This is a genomic window from Tychonema sp. LEGE 07196 (assembly GCF_963890365.1).
Classification (GTDB): Bacteria; Cyanobacteriota; Cyanobacteriia; order Cyanobacteriales; family Microcoleaceae; genus Microcoleus.
Window position 1 is genome coordinate 1 of record NZ_CAWPRX010000135.1, and the last position, 6,924, is coordinate 6,924.

At 44.5% G+C, this 6,924-nt stretch carries 5 protein-coding genes and 1 tRNA gene; 5 read left to right on the plus strand and 1 reads right to left on the minus strand.

Annotated elements, in window-relative coordinates; genetic code table 11:
* Positions 1-74 precede the first annotated feature (74 nt).
* Positions 75-488: an endonuclease domain-containing protein gene (locus tag AACV78_RS15845; RefSeq protein WP_194074417.1), complete on the plus strand. Its 414-nt coding sequence runs from the start codon at positions 75-77 to the stop codon at positions 486-488.
* Positions 489-842: 354 nt separating this feature from the next.
* Here the strand turns inward: AACV78_RS15845 and AACV78_RS15850 are convergent, their stop codons facing one another.
* Complete coding sequence (locus AACV78_RS15850; RefSeq protein ID WP_194012937.1) at positions 843-4,340, minus strand: Eco57I restriction-modification methylase domain-containing protein; 3,498 nt, start codon at positions 4,338-4,340, stop codon at positions 843-845.
* 335 nt (positions 4,341-4,675) lie between these two features.
* Here AACV78_RS15850 and AACV78_RS15855 point away from each other — a divergent pair, with 335 nt between their 5' ends.
* The 4 genes from AACV78_RS15855 to gcvH all read left to right on the plus strand — a co-directional run bounded on the left by AACV78_RS15855 (position 4,676) and on the right by gcvH (position 6,905).
* The gene (locus AACV78_RS15855; RefSeq protein WP_194070547.1) at positions 4,676-4,879 is read left to right on the plus strand and encodes a hypothetical protein; all 204 of its coding nucleotides are present in this window, start codon (positions 4,676-4,678) and stop codon (positions 4,877-4,879) included.
* 148 nt (positions 4,880-5,027) lie between these two features.
* A tRNA-Ala gene (locus tag AACV78_RS15860) sits at positions 5,028-5,100 on the plus strand.
* 123 nt (positions 5,101-5,223) lie between these two features.
* Positions 5,224-6,375, plus strand: a complete 1,152-nt coding sequence (gene gcvT / locus AACV78_RS15865; protein WP_194012936.1) for a glycine cleavage system aminomethyltransferase GcvT — start codon at positions 5,224-5,226, stop codon at positions 6,373-6,375.
* A gap of 140 nt (positions 6,376-6,515) precedes the next feature.
* Complete coding sequence (gene gcvH, locus AACV78_RS15870; RefSeq protein ID WP_194012935.1) at positions 6,516-6,905, plus strand: glycine cleavage system protein GcvH; 390 nt, start codon at positions 6,516-6,518, stop codon at positions 6,903-6,905.
* Positions 6,906-6,924: the final 19 nt, after the last annotated feature.

Here is a 6,924-nt window from a genome sequence, read left to right on the forward strand (position 1 = left end):
GGCCCCTTTAGCAGGGGGGGGTGGGGGGGGGGTAAAAAACCCCAAGCAAGCAACGAAAAAACCCAAATAAAAAAATGACAAAACTTTACAACAAAACCTCAGAAAAACTCAAGCGACAGCGGCTTCGCAGAGAAATGACAAAAGCTGAAAAACGTCTATGGGACAAAATCAAAAACAGACAGCTTGAGAATTGTAAATTTCGCAGACAGTACAGCGTAGCAGAATTTGTGCTCGATTTCTACTCACCGGAAATCAAGTTAGCATTAGAAGTTGACGGTGATAGTCATTTTGAAGAAGGTGCTGTAGAATATGATGCCCAAAGGCAACAATTTATTGAATCAGCAAGAATTAATTTTTTGAGGTTTACAAATGATGATGTTTATCATAATTTGGATGGGGTTTTAGATGTGATTGTAGATGGGATTAAATCGCTGAGAACATTAGGTGTTTTACCCCCCCTTGCTAAGGGGGGGAGCAAGAGCGGATAACAGGGATTAAATTTTTGAGAACATTAGGTAGGTGTTTTACCCCCCCCAGCCCCCCCTTGCTAAGGGGGGGGAGCAAGAGCGGATAACAGGGGATTAAATCCTTGAGAACATTAGGTGTTTTACCCCCTTGCTAAGGGGGGGAGCAAGAGCGGATAACAGGGGATTAAATCCCTGAGAACATTAGGTTTTTTACCCCCTTGCTAAGGGGGGGAGCAAGAGCGGATAACAGAAGATTAAAAATTACTTCAAAGGTCAATTATTTACCTTTGAATCCTGCACAAATTGCATAATTGGCCGCGCAAAAATTGTGATTCCAACATTTCTAAAGACGATAAACACTGCTCTAATATTCTATCAAATCTGTCGGGCGATCGGCATTCGCGGCGGCGCTGTTTTCCACATCAAATCTATTTCTTCCGGGGTCAATCCGTAAGCTTGATTAACTAAGTCGGATAAACGGTGTTCGAGTCTCAACGCCTCAGCTTTGCGAGATTGAATGGCCGGTGCATATTCATTATAAGTTTCGCGGACTGCTTTTAGTCCAGCAACGCCGAGAGGATCGGAGGATTTAGTTTTTGGCATTCGCTTTCTGATTTCTGCTACGAAGTCTGCAAAGGAAAGGGCAGAAAAATCTTCGAGTTTTTGTCCGAGTTTATCAATTATATAAGTGATTTCCAGCCATTGCAAGACATCTCGGTGAGTCTCTTGATTAGTTTTGGTAATTTCAATTAAACGGCTGACAATTAATTCGACTTCGGCACGAATTTGGTCAGTTGGTGGTGCGATCGGTAAAGTTTCTACCTGTTCTCTAAACATTCGCAGTGTGTCATTGATTCCTTTTTGCAAAGTGTGGTGACAAATCCACCAAGTTATTGGCGAACACAGCCACCCAAGCATATAAAGATTTCCTGTTGGCCATAGATAGCAAGTATTCACTGGGTATACCTCTTGATCGAGGATGCAAAACCAAGAATAAGTAGCCAAATCTTGAGTGATAATTTTTGGTTCTTGAAAAATGTTATAGTAGGCACACGATCGCAGTTCCCACCAGTAACGCCCTTGATCGGAACGCTTAGACAGTTTTTCTTGCATCGGCTTCATATACTTATATACCGATGGAAATGTTTGTGCAAATACTTCCTCTGCTTTATCCTTTGCTTTACTCCAGGGCCATACACTATCGCTGCTCGATTTCAGCAAAATAATCCAAAGATTTGCCCACTCTGGACTCCAGCGTTTAATATCTTGACCTCGCAAATAAGGCTTGATAATTTCAGCAGATTTAGGGTCGGCTTGAACGAGACTATTTTTAGTAGCTTCATCAATCAAAAAAGCTTCGTTAAATCCTGTTTTTATGCCATATAGAGGCTTAACGCCTGCAAAATCTTTTAGCGGAACACCCACTTGTTTAATTTTCTGCATCAACTCATCAACAGCGGGAGGTTCCAGACTCCAAGCAGTCGCAGTAAAACGATCGCGCGAAATTTGATAACCGTGTTCTTGAACGTATTGTGCAAGGTTGATATTAGCAAGTTCCTCGCGCGGCACCGGACAAACCACCGCCGACGAATTAGGTTCAGATTTACCTCGATCGATATCGGTTTCAGTTTCAGAGATACATAGAGAAGCGTTAGGTTTTCTGACTGCGACAATACAGGGAAAAGTATCAGCATCCTCAAAAATTGGCGCGTGTCCGAAATCAATAATTTGCTCTAGTAAACCTTGACTCGCAAAGAACTTGCGTAGAGGTTCGCCGTATCCCGATCGCAACCATTTATTTGTCACAATATACGAAAGAACTCCCCCCGGTTTGAGAATCTTTAATCCGAGTTCGTAAAAGTAAGTATAGAGGTCTGCTACGCCGTGATATGATTCATAATTTGCTTGCAAGTATGGCTTGATGGGAGACAGCAACTCCTGCCGCACGTAGGGCGGATTGCCAATCACAACATCAAAACCGCCATCAGCAAAAATCTGGGGAAATTCAGCTTGCCAATCAAACGCTCTATCTGCTACATTACTGTCAGATACGATCGAATTTCCCGATTTAATATTATCATCCAAATAAGTCAGCTTTTTACCCGCTTGAGCCGTCTTCAACCACAGCGAAAGTTTGGTAATTTCCGCCGATTCCGACAGCAAATCTACGCCGTACAGGTTGTTGCTTAAAATTGTTCTGTCAAATTCCAGCGACTTACCGTCTTTTGGGTGAGATCCCAAAGCATTCAATTCGCGATCGACTCTTTCGTACTGCTGCATCAAATAATCGAAAGCCGCAATCAAAAAAGCACCCGAACCGCAAGCCGGATCGATAACTCGCGTTTTTTGCAATACCTCGTCTCGATAGGTTTCCCAAAACTTAATTGCACAGGAATTGCGCGCTTCGATCGCAGAAACCGGGTTTTTTACCGCATCTGCGGGTGAGTGCGAAGTATTTTCGTAAAAAAACCCGGTTTCTGAGTCCCCATCTGTATCCAAAAACTGGGTTTCTTGAAGAAAACCAGTTTTTTCGCTAACGCTAAGTTGAAAGCTTGAACGCAATTCTGCTTCTCTTCGATTCAAATAGCCGCCGAGAGAAACCTCGACAATATATTGAGTAATAAAAGCTGGGGTGTAAAACACACCTTGAGTTTTCCGCTTGCCTTTTTTGCGATCGTATTCCTGTCCTGAAGTTTCAGCATTTAACTCTTCCAAATCAGTCACAGACTGCTCGAAAATATGCCCCAAAATTTCGACAGAAACTTCCGTATCAAAATCAAATCTGGTCAGCTTGTTAAGCAGACTGCACAAGGGATTGGGCACAGTCAACTGTGCGTCCAAAACCGGATCTAATTTAAATAAACCGCCGTTGTATCCCGGTACGGGAGGGTCATCATTTCCCACATCAACCCAACGAAATACAGATTGATAATTTTCCCAAATTAATCGAGGATTGTATTGGTCTTTGTGGTCGTGAGCGTTCTTGAGCGTGTTGCGCGGCAGCAATCCTTTATCTTCACAAAAAGCAATGAATAAAACGCGGTCTAAAGTTTTTTGAGCTTTTTCGATGAGTACGCGATCGCGATTTGGAATATCCGGCGGCCCAGAAAAGCGAAAATGCTTCACGAGAGCGAGTCGAATTGCTTTGTACTCTTGATATAATTTATTGGTAATTTCTTCTTGAGCTTCGTCAGAATCTTTTAAAAGCCTGTCAATTGCAGAAACTGTTTGAACCCCGTTTTGGGAAGGCAAAAAATTGCGGCGGCACAGCAGAAAGTAAAACCGCTTAAAAGCTTCCAAATCCGCCAAGTCAGTCAGAAAAAATTGTTCGTAATAAGCGGGAGTTTTATTGGTATGATAAAGTCGCAGCTCTCGATAATTCGAGACAATAATCCAGCGACAATCGGGTGTATAATTAGCGTAGCGCCAACCTTGGTCAACTGCTGACTCGGCTCTACCGGATGCGGCACGGTCTAAATCATTTTTCGCTCCCTTGAGTTCGATCGGAGCCACCACTTTACCCTGCAGCGCAACGGCTTTGCCTTTAGGATTGTCAGCAGCAGTAAAAAAGCCGATCGCCCCATCAGCAGAACCGCCGCCATCAGATATCGTTTGTTCCGCGTTAATTTCCCAAGCTTTCCCCGCACCTTGAATTACCGAGCAATATCCCAAAACATCCTGAAAAATATCATTAATAAAATTGCCGTGCAGCGAAACTTCTTTTATTTCGTCTAACGTACCCGTTTTAAGTGCAGCAATCCAGGTTCCCAATTTTTGGCGGCGCGCTTCAATATCTTGCGGAAAGCTAAAAGCACGCAAAGCAGTGTTGAGTGTTTTGCTGTGAAAAAGGGCGCGATTAGAGCGATTTGTCATTTTTTAAAGCAGGTTAATCTAGTTAATTTTACCGCATCCAAGTGCAACAGCGGCTCAGACCTTCTGCTATCAAATCAGTTATACAAAAGAGGCCGATCGAATCCAGCTACCCCGATCGTAAATCCCCCCGTGCGATCGCACCCGCCGCCCCTCAATCGCTGAGCCGGCTCTCATTTACTTTGCATATCGTAATGATTAGGCAGAGCTATCATTTTTTCTCAGTGCCTTTTTGCTGCTCCCTCGCGGTTTTACACCAATAATTAAATGCGTATAAGCTAATCTGCACGCAGTCAAAAGTTTTGTTACAATGGGTAAGCTGTTACAAAACGTAACTTATGCTGATTTCTATTTTAATAATTGACGTGGCCCTAGTCGCTTGGTCCTTGCACCTAATGCAAGAGGCGATCGCGCAACGGGAATTTTCACTAATCCTAGCCGGCATCCTAGTCGCGGTCTCAGCTGCAGCCCTGATCGTCGTCTACTTCCTCATGGGTTCTTGCTTGAGCCATTTAACCGCAATATCCCAACACACTTATTAAATAATCCTAGGGATTCGTTCATTGAAAAGCAGCCAGGAGATTTTAAAACAAGTCCAAAGCCTTGCCAGTTCAAGGCTCCAAACTATTTTTTCAAAAAGGCTTGACAAACATTACTCAATTAAGGCATGATTGAGAGCGCGAAAAGAAAGGGGAATTAGCTCAGTTGGTAGAGCACTACAATGGCATTGTAGGGGTCAGCGGTTCGAGCCCGCTATTCTCCATAAACAAGATTAGAGCAACAAAATTAGATCGGACGGCGGTTGAAAGTGCCAGCGTCTTCTTAAATTCGATCGCACTTTCCCGTAAAATTAAAACAATCTACCCGCAAAAAAAGCAATTATCCCGTGGCAAAGTCAACTGAACCCAACAATCCAGAGAGGCCGAGCCAGCTTGCGCGATCGCCTCTGTACGACCTATCATTACAGCTCAAAGGTCGGATGGTACCCTTTTCCGGGTGGGAGATGGCAGTGCAGTACGCAGGCATCAGCAGCGAACACCAAGCAGTACGCCAGCAAGCAGGAATGTTCGACATTTCCCACATGGGAAAATTCTGTTTGAAAGGGAAACAACTAATCGAAAAATTTCAACCCTTAGTACCCTCAGACTTAAGCCGCTTGCAACCAGGTCAAGCTCAATATACAGTCTTATTAAATAACCAAGGCTGCATCATAGACGATATTATTTTTTACTACCAAGAACCAGATGCTATCACTGGCGAAGAACGTGCAACAATCATTGTCAACGCCGCCACTCGCATCACAGACAAAGCCTGGATAGAAGCCCACTTAGCATCTAGCGAAATTAGTTTTACCGACATCTCCCAAGACCAAGTTTTAATCGCAATTCAAGGCCCGGAAGCTGTCAACCACCTCCAGCCTTTTGTGGAAGACAACCTAGCAAAAATTAAAGCCTTCGGACACTTAGAAACAAAACTGTTAGGACAGCCGAGTTTTATAGCCAGAACTGGTTACACCGGCGAAGATGGATTTGAAATCATGGTGGATATAGAAACAGGCAAAAAACTCTGGCAAAAATTCCTCAATGCTGGCGTTGTTCCTTGCGGATTGGGTGCCAGAGATACCTTGCGTTTAGAAGCAGGAATGGCACTTTACGGCCAAGATATCGACGACAGTACCACACCTTTAGAAGCTGGATTAGGTTGGGTAGTTCACCTCGACAGCAAAGGCGATTTTATTGGGCGCGAGGTTTTGGAACAGCAGAAAGCCAATGGAGTATCGAAGCGGTTGGTAGGGTTAGAAATGGAAGGGCGACACATTGCGCGCCACGGCTATCCGATAATATTTGAAAGCGAAACTGTAGGAGAAGTTACTAGCGGTACATTGTCGCCTACCTTGAATCGGGCCGTCGCCCTCGCGATGCTTCCGGTAAAATTAGCGAAAATCGGCCAGCGGTTAGAAGTCGAAATTCGCGGGAAAAATTATCCCGCTGCGGTGGTTAAAAAGCCATTTTATCGCTCTCCCAACCGCCCCAATTAAATTAAGTAAGTCAGCATCAATTCACGGCGGGTTCCTGTGCCCAACCCCTACTTCCCGCAAGAAAATTTATTTGTTCTTGTGGAAGGGGCTGCAAGCCCGTTTAAGATTTACTGAATACTTTGTTTATTGCGAGAAAAGACATGGCACTAACATACCCCGATGACCTGAAATACCTAGACACCCACGAATACATCCGACTCGAAGGAGAAATCGCCACCATCGGGATTAGCGCTTTTGCCGTTGACCAACTCGGCGATATTGTATTTTTAGATTTGCCAGAAGTCGGCGCAGAGCTGGAAAAGGGCGAAGCTTTCGGTACAGTCGAGTCTGTGAAAGCAGTTGAAGATTTGAAAGCGCCTGTTACCGGTACAGTCGTAGAACGCAACGATGACATTATAGAGTCTCCCGAAAACTTGGCGGAAGACCCCTATGGTGCTGGCTGGCTGCTGAAAGTGCGCGTTGACAATCTCAGCGACGCCAGTGATGCTTTGTCTGTCGAAGAGTACCGCAAAATGGTGGAAGGGGAATAGGGGAGAGGGGGGGAGGGGC